This is a genomic window from Flavobacterium potami, assembly GCF_020026915.1.
In the GTDB taxonomy this organism is placed as follows: Bacteria; Bacteroidota; Bacteroidia; order Flavobacteriales; family Flavobacteriaceae; genus Flavobacterium; species Flavobacterium potami.
This window is the reverse complement of sequence record NZ_JAINUY010000002.1, coordinates 454,735-469,380: the sequence shown is the minus strand read 5'-3', so window position 1 is coordinate 469,380 and position 14,646 is coordinate 454,735. Positions and strand designations below refer to the sequence as shown.

Here is a 14,646-nt window from a genome sequence, read left to right as displayed (position 1 = left end):
AAGAATTGTATAAAAAAGATCGTCCTGACATTCCTTTTTTATCACAAATATGCCCCTCCAAAGAAAATATCTTTCGTTAAATCGTGACTTTATTTCCAAAAAACACCTTACTTTTAACGTTCCAAAATTATTCATTCATTTTTACCATTGTGACAAAAGACACTATCATACAAAATATAAAGGCTTTAAAAAGCCATTCGAACATAAACTACGGCATTAAAACTAAAACGGAAGATTTTACAGAGAAGCTTTTTTATACTCTTTTTGATTCGAATGCCTCTTTGGATGAAAGTATTGACGAACTGGAAATCCGTTTTAAAGAGATCGCTGTTTTAGCTTGCAAAAAACCTGAGAATTTATGCGAATCGATTTGGGACAGATTTCTTGAAAAACTTCCGGGAGTTTTAGAGAAATTAAACCAAGACGCCGAATATATCTTAGAAAACGACCCCGCATCAAATAGTATTGATGAAGTTTATCTGGGTTATCCTGGTTTTTACGCCATTGCCATTTACAGATTGAGCCACGAATTATATCACTTGGATTTATTGCTGTTTTCTCGTTTAATGAGCGAATATGCACATAGAATTACAGGAACAGATATTCATGCAGGAGCCAATATAGAATCTCCATTTTTTATCGACCATGCCACCGGAATCGTAATTGGTGAAACCACGGTAATTAAAAAACATGTCAAAATCTACCAGGGTGTTACGCTTGGTGCATTAAGTGTGAGCAAAGACATGAAAAATGCAAAGAGGCATCCAACTGTTGAAGACAATGTGTGTATTTATGCCAATGCAACCATTTTGGGAGGCAAAACTACCATCGGAAAAAATAGCGTTGTTGGAGGAAATGCTTGGATCACCAAATCTATCCCAGAAGATTCTATCGTTTTAAACACCACTACAACTGAAGTCAAAATCAAAGAAAAAAAATAAAATGAATTCACATAAATTACTAAACCTTATTGGCAACACTCCATTAATGGAAACGGTTAATTTGGTTCAAAATAAGAATGTAAAACTTTTACTTAAACTGGAGGGAAATAATCCGGGAGGAAGCGTAAAAGATAGAGCGGCTTATAATATGATTGCTGCTGCTTTGGAAAGAGGCGAAATCAAAAAAGGAGACAAATTAATTGAAGCAACTAGTGGAAACACTGGAATTGCATTGGCAATGATCGCGCAATTATTTGGCATTGAAATCGAATTGGTTTTACCTGAAGATTCTACAAAAGAAAGAACACAAACCATGCGCGCTTATGGGGCTACGGTTATTTTAACGCCTGCCAGCGAAGGAATTATTGGTTCTAGAGATTATGCCGACAAAAAAGTAGCTCAAGGAGGATATTTGATGCTGAATCAGTTTGCAAATGATGACAACTGGAAAGCGCACTATAAAACGACTGGACCTGAAATATGGAACGATACCGACGGAACGGTAACACATTTCGTTTCTGCAATGGGCACAACAGGAACTATTATTGGAACTTCGACTTATTTGAAAGAGAAAAACCCAAATATTCAAATTGTAGGCGCACAACCAAGCGATGGTTCTCAGATTCCTGGAATTCGTAAATGGCCACAAGAATATCTTCCAAAAATATTTGATGCTTCTAAAGTTGACACTGTTATTGATGTTAGCGAAGACGAAGCGCGTGCAATGACCAAAAGATTAGCCTTAGAAGAAGGTGTTTTTGCAGGAATGAGCAGTGGAGGTTCTGTTGCCGTTGCTTTAAAAATTGCCGAAAAATTAGAATCAGGAGTGGTGGTTGCCGTTATCTGCGATAGAGGCGATCGTTATTTATCTTCGGATTTATTTGACTAAAAAAGGAACAAAGGGACTGAGGCACAAAGGGACAAAGTTTTTACGTCCCTACAAGAAACCTTTGTCCCTTTGCAACTATGAACCTTTGAATCTAAAAAAGAAATGAACTACAGAAAACTAGGAAAAACAAACTTTAACATCTCCGAAATCTCTCTTGGTACTTGGCAAGTTGGAGGAAAATGGGGATCGGGTTTTGATGATAAAACTGCCGACGAACTTTTAAACACCGCGATAGACAATGGCGTTAATTTTATTGACACCGCTGATGTTTACGAAAATGGATTAAGCGAAACTGCCGTTGGAAGATTGGTTCGCTCTCGTTCTGAACGAATTGTTGTTGCCACAAAATGCGGACGTCAAATAAACCCGCATGTTAATGAAGGATATACACCAAAAGTGCTTCAGAAATTTGTAGAAGACAGTTTGAAAAGAACCGGTCTGGAAACATTGGATTTGATTCAACTCCATTGTCCGCCAACGGAAGTATATTATCGTCCAGAAATTTTTGAACTTTTTGACCGTTTAAAAGAACAGGGAAAAATTCTTAATCTTGGAGTAAGTGTCGAAAAAGTTGAAGAAGCTTTAAAAGCAATTGAATATGATAACGTGACAACTGTTCAAATTATCTTCAATTTGTTTCGCCAGCGTCCTTCTGAATTGTTTTTCTCTGAAGCAAAAAGGAAAGATATCGGAATTATTGCGAGAGTTCCATTAGCAAGCGGACTTTTGACTGGTAAATTTGATTCTAATACCTCTTTCGATTCACAAGATCACCGTAATTTCAATCGAAATGGAGAAGCTTTTGATAAAGGCGAAACTTTCTCAGGAATTGATTACGAACTTGGTTTAAAAGCTGTTGAAGCATTAAAAGCACTATTTCCAGAAAATCAAAATCTTGCTCCAATTGCACTACAATGGATTTTAAGTTTTAATGAAATCAGCTGTATTATTCCTGGTGCCTCAAAAGTTGATCACGTTTTATCGAATTTATCTGTTTATGATACTCCGAAATTAACCGCAGAACAAATTTCAGCTATGAATAAGGTTTACAATGATTTCATTAAACCTGCTGTTCATCAGCTTTGGTAATAAATCCCTTTGGATAGATTTTACAACAAAGGTTACTAAAGTAAATTTTTAGTAACCTTTGTTTTTTTCTACTGTTACGTTAAAGATCGAATTCGATTTTAAATTCAGCTCCCCTATTTTTTCCTTCGCTTGAAGCTGTTAGTCTACCTTTGTTTCTTTCAATGATTTTTTTGCACAGATACAAACCAATTCCGGTAGAACCTTCATTTGCTGTTCCTAGTCGACTCATTTTGGTAAACTTTTTAAACAAATCCTCAATTTGGTTTCTGTCAAATCCCATTCCATTGTCTTTTACCGTTAAAATCAATTTTGAGTCTTCAGAGTAAATTCTGACTTTAATTTCACTATCAAAATAAGAAAACTTAACCGCATTACTAATCAAATTTACCAAAACCTGAATCAACAGACCTTCGTCGATTTTAAGTTTAGCTTCGACACATTCTAAAACCAAATTCAGTTTTATTTTTTTATCGAATAAACGTTGTTCTACCTGTTCATTAATAAAAGGAAGAATATTAGGAAACAGCACTGTTTTTATTTCTTGATTTACTCTAACTACGTCATCTTGCTCTTTTAAAAGTTTAATGAAATTTTCAATATATCTAAATTGCAGATCAGTAGATTCGCATATTAACTGTGCCAGATTTTTAATCGATTCTGAAGGTTCTTCACTTATTATTAATTTTGCCAAACCTTGCGGATTTCCAGCAAAATTTTTCAAATCATGAGAAAGCATATAAATCAAATCCTGCTTTTCATTGATAAAACCCTCAGCTTCGTAAATAGATTCTTGAATATTGCACATCAACAATCCTGCTTCGTCTATATATTCTGTTGGTAATGCAGACAATTTTCTTGAACTTCTGTAATCATCTAATGCTTTTGAAGCGGTTGCAATAGGTTTTATTAACCGGTTTAAAACTAAAAGTGTTAATGCGGTTGCCAGTAAAGTCATAATTAAAGAAAAAACCAAAATCGATGTTGGCGAAATACTGTGCTGGAAGTACAATACAAAAAATAAAATTCCAATTAAGGGAATATGAATACCGATAAATGCAACGAATAAAAACTTAAAGGCATAACTTTTCTTAAGAAAGCTGATTTGTGAGAGTGTGTGATACAACTTCATAAATAACAACAATATTGTAGGTTAAATTGTAATTATTGGGGCTTTATTACACTAACAAAATTAACTTTTAAACTTAATTAAACTAATTTTTTAAAGAAAATCTAAAAAATTTTATAAATAAAATTTGTAAAAGTTTTCAAAGGCTTATTTTTGCGCTATGGGAAGAAAAAATACAGACAAAGTTGTCTTTCATCAAATTCAAGTTCTTGATGCTGGTGCAAAAGGAGTTTCAGTAGCCAAAGCACCTGACGGAAAAGTAATCTTTATTCCGAATGTGGTACCTGGAGATGTAGTAGATGTGCAAACATTTAAAAAAAGAAAGGCTTATTACGAGGGAAAAGCCGTAAAATTTCACGAATTATCAGATTATAGAGTAGATCCAATCTGCGAACATTTTGGTGTATGTGGAGGTTGTAAATGGCAAAACATGAAATACAGCCAACAGCTTGCATTCAAACAAAATGAAGTTAAAAATCATTTACAAAGAATAGGTAAAGTTGAACTTCCGGAATTTGAAGACATTTTAGGTTCTGAGAAACAATTTTTCTACAGAAATAAAATGGAATTTTCTTTCTCAAACAGCCGTTGGCTTACTGAAAAAGAAATTGGAAGTACAGAAGACTTAGGAAACAGAAATGCTCTTGGATTTCACATACCAAAAATGTGGGATAAAATTCTTGATATTAATAAATGTCATTTACAGGAAGATCCATCAAATGCTATTCGTAACGAAATTAGAGCATTTGCCAACGAGCACAACTTAGCATTCTTCAATCCGAGAGAACATTCAGGATTATTGAGAACTGTCATGATCCGTACGGTATCAACTGGCGAAATTATGGTTTTAATTCAGTTTTTCGAAGAAGACAAAGAAAACAGAGAATTAATATTAGATCATTTGTATGAGAAATTCCCTCAAATCACCTCTTTACAATATGTGGTAAACGGAAAACCAAATGATACAATTTACGATCAGGATGTTATTCTGTATAAAGGAAGAAATTATATCTTAGAAGAAATGGAAGGATTAAAGTTTAGTATAAATGCTAAATCTTTTTATCAAACCAATTCTGATCAAGCTTACGAATTATATAAAATCACAAGAGAATTTGCTGGTCTTACCGGTAACGAAACTGTTTACGATTTATATACAGGAACAGGTACAATTGCACAATTCGTTTCTAAAAAAGCAAAAAAAGTAATCGGAGTAGAAAGTGTTCCTGAAGCTATTATTGATGCTAAAGCCAATGCAGAACGCAATAATATTACGAATTGTGAGTTTTTTGTTGGAGACATGAAAGTTGTCTTTAATGAAGCTTTTATTGCGCAACACGGCAAACCAGACGTTATTATTACAGATCCTCCTCGCGACGGAATGCATAAAGATGTTGTAGAACAAATTCTGAAAATTGCTCCAAAAAGAGTCGTTTACGTAAGCTGTAATTCTGCAACTCAGGCACGTGATTTGGCTTTAATGGACGAAAAATACAAAGTTACACGTGTTAGACCTGTAGACATGTTTCCGCAGACACACCATGTTGAAAATGTTGTCCTTTTAGAACTTCGATAGAAAAATATAAATGAAAAAACTAATCTCTCTTTTATTGATTTTTACTTTTGGCTTATCAAGCTGCGAGAAAGATGATATATGCGATGCCAATACACCAACTACACCAAGATTGGTTATTACATTTTACGATAATGCAGATCCAACGGTTGAGAGAAATGTCAGTAATTTGCTGGCTACTGGCGAAGGAATGAGTACGGGAATTGCTTTTAATGCCGTAAGCAGTATTGAACTTCCACTAAAAGTTAATGATTCTATTACGACGTTTAATCTAACGTATAACAGTACAATTCCGACCGACAGAAACAATGATGTTTTAACGGTTAATTACAGCACACAAAATGTATATGTTTCGAGAGCTTGTGGCTTTAAAACTATTTTTCATGTAAATTCTATTACCCGTACAGATGATCCGAATGCTGATGGAATCTGGACGACTCGAGTTCAATTAATTAACCCTAACATTGATTCAGAAGATGAAACACACGTTCAAGTTTATTTCTAGTATCTGTTTATTGTTTTCTACATTTTTAGGGCAAGCTCAGGATGTTCCAGAAATTTCGAAAAATAAAGAACTAGAGCCTAAAAAACCAAAAATTGAAACTGTTAAACCTGAGCCTAAAACAAAACCGGAAATTCAGGAAGTAAAAAAAGACAGCGTTGTAAAAACCGATCGCTATGGTCTTCGTGTTGGTGTCGATTTATATAAATTGACTCGAGGTCTTTATGACAAAGATTACAAAGGAATCGAATTTGTTGGTGACTGGAGATTGACTAAAAAATATTATTTAGCAGCTGAATTAGGATACGAAGACAAAACAACCGATGATGACAGATTAAATTCTTCTGCAACGGGAACCTATATCAAAGGAGGATTCGATTATAATTTTTATCAAAACTGGCTGGATATGGAAAATCTCATCACAATAGGAATGCGAGGTGGTTTTAGTACTTTCAGTCAGGAATTGCATAGCTATAGAATCTATAATCCGAATCCGTATTGGGGAGAACTTCCTGTTGTAAGTACCGATCAAAAATACAGCGGTCTTACTGCTGGCTGGATTGAAGTTGGTTTAGGATTAAAAGCTCAAGTTGTAAAAAACGTATTTGTTGGTTTTGGCGTACAGCTTAAACTTTTAGTTATGAATAAAGAACCTGATAATTTTGAAAATTTATACATCCCTGGTTTCAACAGAACATATGATGGAAGTTTTGGAGTAGGATTCAACTACACGGTTTCGTATTTTATTCCTATTTATAAAAAGAAAACAATGGCTTCTGAAACAATAAAAGAAGCTCCTAAGAAAAAGCAATAGTTTTTAGAGACTTCGTTTCTAAAAAATCGCCTTAAAAAAGACGGCCAATTCAAAATTTGAATTGGCCGCCTTTTTTTATGATAATTGAAAATTTATTGCTGCTTGGGTATGGATCAAAGTTGTATCAAAAATAGGAACTTTTAAATCTCCTACTTTTATGACTAACGGAATTTCAGTACATCCTAAAATAATACCTTCTGCACCCTTTTGTATTAATGCATTGGCGATTTCCAAGTAACGTTTTTTGGTTTCGTCTGTTACGATTCCACGACCTAATTCCTCAAAAATAGTATGATGAATAAAATCTTTATCGTCTTCAGAATCCGGAATTATTGCTTCAATTTCTTTTTCTGATAGCTTATCTTTAAAGAAATCCAATTCCATTGTAAATTTAGTACCCAGCAAGCCTACTTTTTTGATTTTCTTTTTCTGAATTTCAACTGCTGTTTCTTCCGCAATATGAATAAGAGGAAGCCCAATCGCTTTCTCCAGTTTATCTGCAATTAAATGCATGGTATTAGCACACAGAACAATTGCTTCTGCCCCGCCCGATTTCAAGACTTCTGCTGCTTTTAAAAGCATTTCGAAGGTAGAATCCCAATCATTATTATCGTTATTCTTTTTGATATCAGCATAGTTGAAAGAATAAATCAGACATTCGGAGAAGTTTAATCCGCCAAGTTTTTCATTTATTCCTTTATTAATTAAAGTATAATAATCTGATGTAGAAACCCAACTAATTCCGCCAATAAGCCCAATTTTCTTCATAATGAAATAATTACTTAATTTCTTTTATTCCTTTAACGAAAAGCCATTTCATAAAAAGTTTTTCACCATCTTTTGTTCTTACGGCCTGAAATTTAGGTCCGATAATAGTTCCAATAACAAATGCAGTCATCGGAATCCAGATTCCTGTTAATCCTGTGTACGCAGCAATTAAATATCGGAATAATAGGAATAAAACCGCAAAAGCGGCTAATTGATATAGAAAAGCTCTTAGTTGTAGTTTTGACATGTTTTTTATTTTTGAGGTTCAAAGTTGCAAAGTAACAAAGTGACAAAGTTTTTACCTCAAAACCTAAACCTTTGCAACTTTGTAACTTTGTTACTTTGTTGCTATATTATTCAGAAACCTGAAACTTCGTTCTCTTGCTTCCTTCGTACATTTCGTATTTTACCAAACGCGCTTCTAAGCTACCATTGAAAAGTTTGATTTTTCTTGAAGGTTTCAATCCTACAAATTTAAGAGCTTCTAAGTTTGCTGTAATAAACCAAGCATTTGTTCCTGGGTAATTTTTCTTTAGAGTATCGCCAATACTTGCGTAGAATCTTTCCATGTGAATATCCAAACGTTCATCGTATGGCGGATTGAAAACCATATGAAGCTTTCCTTCTACTTCTTTTTCAGTATCAAAAAAGTTATCTTCGTGAATCGTTATATAATCTTCTAGATTGGCGTTTCTAATATTGTCTTTAGCTTTGCTTATTGCACTTGGCGCTTTATCAAAACCTTTAATGGTATAATGAAATTCTCTTGTTTTCTTCATTAAACTTTCAATAATGGTATCGAACAAGTCGTTGTCCCAGTCTTTCCATTTTTCAAAAGCAAATTCTTTTCTGTTAATGTTTGCCGGAATATTACAAGCAATCATTGCTGCCTCAGCCAGAAAAGTTCCAGAACCGCACATTGGATCCAAGAAATGACTTTGACCATCCCATCCGGATAACAACAATACTCCTGCTGCTAAAACCTCATTAATAGGAGCGATATTTGTTGCCGTTCTATAACCACGATGATGAAGTGAAGCTCCAGAAGTATCCAAAGCAACAGAAACCTGATCTCTATCGATATGAATATTAATTCGCAAGTCTGGATATTGTTTATCGATACTTGGACGTTGCCCTGTTCTCTCTCTAAACTGATCTACAATTGCATCTTTACATTTTTGAGAAACAAATTCAGAATGATTGAAATAAGTAGAATGTACCGTCGCATCGATCACAAATGTCTGATTTGCATTTAAGAATTTCGACCAGTTTACACCAGAAATTCCTTTATATAGTGCTTGTTCGTTATTGGCTCTAAAAGAATAAATTGGTTTTAACACTTTAAGTGCAGTTCTTAAAGACAAATTGGCTTTGTACATAAAACCTTTGTCTCCTTTAAAACTTACCATTCTCACACCTTTTTCAACATCCTGAGCTCCAAGTGCGCGTAATTCTTTTTCTAGTATTTCTTCAAAGCCAAAAAAGCATTTGGCAATCATTTTAAAATTTTCTTCCATTTCTTTTCAATTAAAAAAAGCCAATCGCTGTTACGTATGATAGCGAAATAGTTATTTTTCGGCAAAAATACACTAAATTTGCCGGACTTTGAATTAATTGAAATAGAATAAATGTCTGAAAAGCATAACGCATCAATCCCAAATCAGGAAGGCGACGATCAAAATTGGTATTCTTCATGGTTTGATACGCCATATTATCACATTCTTTATAAGGATCGAAATTATCGTGAAGCTCAAATTTTCATGGACAATTTGACGCACTATCTTAATTTGCCCGAAAAAGCAAAAGTTTTGGATTTGGCATGCGGAAAAGGCCGTCATTCTATCTATTTAAATCAGTTAGGTTTTAATGTCTTAGGAGCAGATTTGTCTGAAAACAGTATTAATGAGGCCAGCAAGAACAGCAACGAAACACTGCATTTTAAAGTTCACGATATGCGTGAACCGTTTGAAGAAAAATTCGATGCTATTTTTAATCTTTTTACCAGTTTTGGTTATTTCGAAAGCGACGATGATAATCTGACTACTTTAAAAGCAATCAAAGAAAGTTTATCAGAATATGGTTTTGCCGTTATCGATTTTATGAACGTGACAAACGTAATCGAAAATTTAGTTCCAGAAGAAGTAAAAACGGTCGATGAAATTGACTTTCACATCAAAAGATACGTTGAAGACGGACATATCTTCAAAGAAATTGATTTTGAAGATCAAGGCAGAAAATTCCATTTTACAGAAAAAGTAAAAGCACTAACTTTGAAAGACTTTCAGGAATTAATGGACGAAGCCGGAATTTATCTACTTGACATTTTTGGAGATTATAAACTGAAAAAATTCCACAAAACCGAAAGCGAAAGATTAATCATGATTTTTAAATAAATGGGTTAATCGTTTATTTGTTTAACCGTTTAATCGGTACGCAAAAAACAATTAAACAATTAAACGATTAAACAGATCAACGATTGAACAATAAAAAATGAATTATCTACTACCCTTATTTTCTGTACTTTTAGGATATGGTGTGGCTTTGTTTATAAAACCGAAAAACAAAACCAATTTAAAATTACTGCTTGCTTTTAGCGGTTCTTTTTTATTGTCGTTAACCGTAATGCATCTTCTTCCAGAAGTTTACGAATCTCACAATCATAATATCGGAATCTTTATAATGGTCGGGATTTTATTTCAGATCGTACTCGAATTTTTCTCAAAAGGTGCCGAACACGGACACGTTCACGGACATGCAAAAATGTCTCAAATTCCGTGGCTTTTGTTTATTAGCTTATGTATTCACGCCTTTTTGGAAGGATTTCCAGTGAGCCATCATCAAGGTTTAGCAATCGGAATCGCAATTCATCATTTACCAATTGCTGTAATTTTGACCACATTTTTCATCAATGCCGATTTGAACAAAAAAGCCATCTTTGCTTTTATGCTTACATTCGCCATTATGACCCCATTAGGGACAGTTGCATCAGAATTTTTACCAATTTTAAACGATTACTACACCGAAATAACCGCAATCGTAATTGGTATTTTGTTTCACATCTCATCGACGATTATTTTTGAAAGCAGCGAAGGACATAAATTCAACGTTGCCAAAGTATCTATGATCGTTCTAGGGATTCTTTTGGCATTCTTTTTATAATGTAACAATTAGATAATGTGTCAATTAGATAATGAGATAATTTTCTAATTGACACATTTTCTAATTTAATTCGCCCTCTTTTTCTCTTCCTGATTACCTAAAGCGCGTTCATTTACGTTGATTTTTTTATTTCCAAAATTGTAAACTGCAGACAAACGCACAAATCGATTACTATCGTTTTGACTATAAACTTGTTTCACCCCATTTACAATCGAAACATCATTTTTTAAATACGAAGTATTAAACACATCATTTACCAATAAAGCAAGTTGTAGCGATTTATTAAACAAATCCTGTTTAAATCCAATATTCAAACTCGATGCATAACCCGTTTCATACAAACCACTTTTATATGGTGTTGTATAACTAAAATCTACCTGCAATTTTGACGTTTTACCTAAGATAAAAGTATTATTTGTAGAAAAATCGACTTCAAGACCGTTTACAGGAACAGCATTTATATCTTTTGTAAACTTAATATCAGATCCTATAAAATACAAGGTGTTTTCACTTTCCCACCAATCTGCAAAACTAGCCGAATAGGTTTCGCCAATTCCGTAATTGAGACCTTTAAAATAATTATCTCTTGTTACCACTTGTGTCAATGTTTCTGGATTTGCGGTAAATATCACACCATAACCATCACTAATTACGTTTAAGAAAACACTTGTTCTCAATATTTTTTTATACGAATGCGTAAATTCAAAATTATCGCTAAAAGAAGGTTTTAAAAATGGATTTCCTTCAGAATAACTGTTACTGCTAATGTAAACACGAAACGGATTTAATAGAGAAAAACTAGGTCTACGAATTCTTTTTCCATAACTCAAACTAAAATCATTGTTTTCATTTTTATGATAAGAACCAAAAAAAGTTGGAAATAACTTAAAATAATCATTCACCGTTTCCTGATTTAAAGTTTGAGAAAAACCATTTGTCTGTGTATTTTCAAATCTCAAACCTATTTTAAAATTCCATTTTTCGTTGAATTTTTTATCGGCACTAAAATAAACGGCTTGGTTGTTTTCGGTATATTTAAAAACGTTAGATTGGTTAGTATCTAATTCTGGAGTTCCGGTAATTGTATTATAAAATGCTGCATCACTTTTACTGTTTGTAAAACTCAATTTTGCTCCGTAAGACAAATTGAAAGTTTCAAACGGATGTTCCATATCTGCCTTAAAACTTAAATTATCAATATCTTGATTCGAAATGTTTCGTCCGGATTGGTTAACACCAACAAAAGTTCCATCAGCTGTATAATTGTTTGCTGTAAAATCTCGATCGAATTTTGAATAATAATTAAAATAATCTACATCAAATGACAATTTTCGACCACGTTCATCCAATTTTGTATTCAAAAACATACTATATGTCTGATTTCCTGTTTCTCTATTTAAAAAACTCTCATTAAGCACATAACTTTCCAATTGATTCTGTGCGTTGTATTTATCAATTCTAATATCTGAACCAAAATCTGGAGTGGTTTTGTCTTTTAAAAATTGAAGACCAATAGTAGTTTTCTCTGAAAAATCATAATCTAAAGAGGCTTTTCCTGATAGACTACCTTCATTAAATTTTGATGTAGCATCCATTTTTGTTGGTCCTTCTGCAAAATACATATCAAGAGCTTCTATTGGATTTTTATATCCCGTTTTTCCATTAACACTGGCAGAAAATCGAAACTTATTTTTATTGTAATAAAAATTATCCCTCAAAGTAAAAATTCCATATTTGTTCTGGTCGTATGAAGCTGTAGTCGTGTTTTTCCACGAATTTCGAGCACCTTTTTTCATAATGATATTAATTAATCCGCCTGTTCCTTCCGCTTCATATTTTGAAGAAGGATTACTGATCACTTCAATACTTTTAATATCACTTGCTGAAATAGATTTTAAAAAATCATTCAGTTCTTCTCCAGACAACTCAATTCTTCTTCCATCGATCATAACACGTGAAGCTCCTTTTCCTAAAATATTAATCATATCATTTTGAACCACGACACCAGGTGCAGTATTTATTGCGCTTAATGCATCCCCTCCAACATTCGTCACGTTATTTTCCACATTATAAACCAAACGATCTATTTTCTGTTCGACTGTACTTTTCCTGGATTGAATCACTACTTCACCCAAGCTTGTCATACTTTCTTTTAAGATGATTACGCCCAGATCGCTATCTTTTTCAATAGTAATATCTTTTTCGAATTCAGAATATCCCATCGGATTTATTTTAATTTTAAAAAATCCTTTGTTCAATAACAATTCGAAACTTCCGTCTTCTTTAGTCGTTGTTCCGTTTATAATTTTTCCTTCTTGATTTAAGATTACTACATCTGTCCACGCAATTGGCGCTTTTTCATCAGTAACTTTTCCATTTACTTTAATATCTTTTTGAGCAATACAAAAAAGTGGCAATAGTAAAAAAATAAGGACTTTAATTGTTTTCATAATTTCTAGTTTTAAACTTGTTCGATTAATTTGAAGCAAAGTTGCCTTAGAAATTTTCAGAATTCGACCGACAAAAAAAAGTCGAACCATTTTCTGTTCAGGAAATTGGTTCGACTTTTTCGCGTATGAAGTACGACTTTTTACAAAACACTCATTTACAACGTGTTCCTGTAAGCTGTTGGCGTTAAATTAGTATATTTTTTGAAAGATGTATTAAAAGAAGATTTTGAATTAAAACCTACTTCGTATAAAATTTCCAAAACCGTAAATTGACTTTTTGAAGGATCTTTCAAGATATTCATAGCTTTCTGAATGCGATATTCATTTACAAAATCAAAAAAATGCTGATTGATATGATGATTAATTAAAACAGATAAATCACGAACAGGAATTTCAATTTGATTCGACAACTGCTGAATAGTCAATGAAGGATCAAGAAATGGTTCTTTTTCTGTCATGTATTTTTTCAATGCCAAAATTTGACTTGTAATGATTTCGCTTTTCTCTTCATAAACTTCGATTACATTTTCGCTTTTCTTTGGAAGAATATCTCGTGTTAATTCTAATTTAGAATCAATTCCTCTAAAAAGTTCAGGATGGTTCAGCGCTTTTAAAACAAACCAACAAGTAACAATTAAAGACAGAAATTGCATAACTACATTTGCCCAAATCCATAACTGTTCAAAATCTGTAAATCTTAAAACATTTTTAGCAATTGACAGATAATACAAAATAAAGAAGATCAACGATATCTGAAACAGCCACTTAAAAATAGACGTTTTAGGATTCGTATAATTTTCCTGATACAATTCTTTATATTTTTTTAAAACCAAAAACACTCCAATACTATAGAGCACTATTTGTACAGCCAGTAACAACTGGAAAAAGTAAAATTCTGGCATTTGACTGCGATGGTTGTAAAATTGCATTTTTTCTACATCACTTAACAAATAAAGTCTAAACAGGAAAACAACGTTTGTAAAGATAAATGGAATTGTATGAATTAAATGTTTAGTCTTGAATCTAAAACCTGCAAAACATACCGATACAATGTAGAGAAAGAAAATTGGCATTACCAAAGAACAAGTAGTCCATCTAAAAAATTCTAGATTGAGATAGCCTTGAATGAAATCATCATTGATAAAAATTCCGATATCATCAATTATAAAAAGTAATAAATAAGATGCAAATAATCTGTTTGCTAATTTATTTTGGGTTTTTACTGTAATTAAGAAGAAGGCTAACAATAGTGAAACACAAACTGATATCCAACTCATTACACTTAAAAAAAAATCTACATTCATCATTTATCCGATTATCTAGTAAAGATACTATTTA

The 14,646-nt window shown here is 32.9% G+C and carries 14 protein-coding genes; 8 read left to right on the top strand and 6 right to left on the bottom strand.

The features are described from left to right. The first annotated feature begins 149 nt into the window (after positions 1 to 149). From epsC to K6T82_RS07840, 3 genes are all read left to right on the top strand, one after another. Positions 150 to 941: a serine O-acetyltransferase EpsC gene (gene epsC, locus K6T82_RS07850; protein WP_223705694.1), complete on the top strand. Its 792-nt coding sequence runs from the start codon at positions 150 to 152 to the stop codon at positions 939 to 941. Position 942: 1 nt separating this feature from the next. Further along, on the top strand, positions 943 to 1,830 hold the full coding sequence (gene cysM / locus K6T82_RS07845) for a cysteine synthase CysM (protein WP_223705383.1): 888 nt from the start codon (positions 943 to 945) through the stop codon (positions 1,828 to 1,830). A 102-nt stretch (positions 1,831 to 1,932) separates the two neighbouring features. Beyond that, the gene (locus K6T82_RS07840) at positions 1,933 to 2,919 is read left to right on the top strand and encodes an aldo/keto reductase (RefSeq protein ID WP_223705382.1); all 987 of its coding nucleotides are present in this window, start codon (positions 1,933 to 1,935) and stop codon (positions 2,917 to 2,919) included. Between the two features lie 79 nt (positions 2,920 to 2,998). Here K6T82_RS07840 and K6T82_RS07835 read toward each other — a convergent pair whose 3' ends face one another. Then, positions 2,999 to 4,048 (bottom strand): sensor histidine kinase, encoded by a 1,050-nt coding sequence (locus K6T82_RS07835; RefSeq protein WP_223705381.1) that lies wholly within the window; start codon positions 4,046 to 4,048, stop codon positions 2,999 to 3,001. Positions 4,049 to 4,205: 157 nt separating this feature from the next. On the opposite strand from K6T82_RS07835, the gene rlmD reads away from it, so the two are divergent. The 3 genes from rlmD to K6T82_RS07820 are packed head-to-tail and all read left to right on the top strand — an operon-like array spanning position 4,206 to position 6,931. Next, positions 4,206 to 5,618 (top strand): 23S rRNA (uracil(1939)-C(5))-methyltransferase RlmD, encoded by a 1,413-nt coding sequence (gene rlmD, locus K6T82_RS07830; protein WP_223705380.1) that lies wholly within the window; start codon positions 4,206 to 4,208, stop codon positions 5,616 to 5,618. 10 nt (positions 5,619 to 5,628) lie between these two features. Beyond that, entirely contained in the window at positions 5,629 to 6,120 is a 492-nt protein-coding gene (locus K6T82_RS07825; protein ID WP_223705379.1) for a DUF6452 family protein, read from the top strand. Beyond that, complete coding sequence (locus K6T82_RS07820; RefSeq protein ID WP_223705378.1) at positions 6,092 to 6,931, top strand: DUF6048 family protein; 840 nt, start codon at positions 6,092 to 6,094, stop codon at positions 6,929 to 6,931. Before K6T82_RS07825 ends, K6T82_RS07820 begins: the two co-directional genes overlap by 29 nt. A 75-nt stretch (positions 6,932 to 7,006) precedes the next feature. Here the strand turns inward: K6T82_RS07820 and K6T82_RS07815 are convergent, their stop codons facing one another. The 3 genes from K6T82_RS07815 to K6T82_RS07805 all read right to left on the bottom strand — a co-directional run bounded on the left by K6T82_RS07815 (position 7,007) and on the right by K6T82_RS07805 (position 9,216). After that, positions 7,007 to 7,699 carry an aspartate/glutamate racemase family protein gene (locus K6T82_RS07815; protein WP_223705377.1) on the bottom strand — a complete coding sequence of 231 codons (693 nt, stop codon included), beginning with the start codon at positions 7,697 to 7,699 and terminating at the stop codon, positions 7,007 to 7,009. 10 nt (positions 7,700 to 7,709) lie between these two features. Then, positions 7,710 to 7,946, bottom strand: coding sequence for a hypothetical protein (locus K6T82_RS07810; RefSeq protein ID WP_223705376.1), 237 nt, complete (start codon positions 7,944 to 7,946; stop codon positions 7,710 to 7,712). Between the two features lie 106 nt (positions 7,947 to 8,052). Next, a complete protein-coding gene (locus K6T82_RS07805) occupies positions 8,053 to 9,216 on the bottom strand; it encodes a THUMP domain-containing class I SAM-dependent RNA methyltransferase (protein ID WP_223705375.1) in 1,164 nt (387 codons plus the stop codon). A gap of 111 nt (positions 9,217 to 9,327) precedes the next feature. On the opposite strand from K6T82_RS07805, the gene K6T82_RS07800 reads away from it, so the two are divergent. Both K6T82_RS07800 and K6T82_RS07795 read left to right on the top strand, forming a co-directional pair. Continuing rightward, positions 9,328 to 10,092: a class I SAM-dependent methyltransferase gene (locus K6T82_RS07800; protein WP_223705374.1), complete on the top strand. Its 765-nt coding sequence runs from the start codon at positions 9,328 to 9,330 to the stop codon at positions 10,090 to 10,092. Positions 10,093 to 10,189: 97 nt separating this feature from the next. Next, entirely contained in the window at positions 10,190 to 10,858 is a 669-nt protein-coding gene (locus K6T82_RS07795; protein WP_223705373.1) for a ZIP family metal transporter, read from the top strand. A 65-nt stretch (positions 10,859 to 10,923) separates the two neighbouring features. Here K6T82_RS07795 and K6T82_RS07790 read toward each other — a convergent pair whose 3' ends face one another. Beyond that, a complete protein-coding gene (locus K6T82_RS07790; RefSeq protein WP_223705372.1) occupies positions 10,924 to 13,308 on the bottom strand; it encodes a TonB-dependent receptor in 2,385 nt (794 codons plus the stop codon). Positions 13,309 to 13,463: 155 nt separating this feature from the next. Next, a complete protein-coding gene (locus K6T82_RS07785) occupies positions 13,464 to 14,585 on the bottom strand; it encodes a helix-turn-helix domain-containing protein (protein WP_223705371.1) in 1,122 nt (373 codons plus the stop codon). Positions 14,586 to 14,646: the final 61 nt, after the last annotated feature.

Bases quoted from the DNA above. Each gene is read 5' to 3' on its own strand.
- cysM (WP_223705383.1), top strand. From the start codon at position 943: ATGAATTCACATAAATTACTAAACCTTATTGGCAACACTCCATTAATG.
- K6T82_RS07840 (WP_223705382.1), top strand. From the start codon at position 1,933: ATGAACTACAGAAAACTAGGAAAAACAAACTTTAACATCTCCGAAATC.
- K6T82_RS07835 (WP_223705381.1), bottom strand. From the start codon at position 4,048: ATGAAGTTGTATCACACACTCTCACAAATCAGCTTTCTTAAGAAAAGT.
- rlmD (WP_223705380.1), top strand. From the start codon at position 4,206: ATGGGAAGAAAAAATACAGACAAAGTTGTCTTTCATCAAATTCAAGTT.
- K6T82_RS07825 (WP_223705379.1), top strand. From the start codon at position 5,629: ATGAAAAAACTAATCTCTCTTTTATTGATTTTTACTTTTGGCTTATCA.
- K6T82_RS07820 (WP_223705378.1), top strand. From the start codon at position 6,092: ATGAAACACACGTTCAAGTTTATTTCTAGTATCTGTTTATTGTTTTCT.
- K6T82_RS07815 (WP_223705377.1), bottom strand. From the start codon at position 7,699: ATGAAGAAAATTGGGCTTATTGGCGGAATTAGTTGGGTTTCTACATCA.
- K6T82_RS07810 (WP_223705376.1), bottom strand. From the start codon at position 7,946: ATGTCAAAACTACAACTAAGAGCTTTTCTATATCAATTAGCCGCTTTT.
- K6T82_RS07805 (WP_223705375.1), bottom strand. From the start codon at position 9,216: ATGGAAGAAAATTTTAAAATGATTGCCAAATGCTTTTTTGGCTTTGAA.
- K6T82_RS07800 (WP_223705374.1), top strand. From the start codon at position 9,328: ATGTCTGAAAAGCATAACGCATCAATCCCAAATCAGGAAGGCGACGAT.
- K6T82_RS07795 (WP_223705373.1), top strand. From the start codon at position 10,190: ATGAATTATCTACTACCCTTATTTTCTGTACTTTTAGGATATGGTGTG.
- K6T82_RS07790 (WP_223705372.1), bottom strand. From the start codon at position 13,308: ATGAAAACAATTAAAGTCCTTATTTTTTTACTATTGCCACTTTTTTGT.
- K6T82_RS07785 (WP_223705371.1), bottom strand. From the start codon at position 14,585: ATGAGTTGGATATCAGTTTGTGTTTCACTATTGTTAGCCTTCTTCTTA.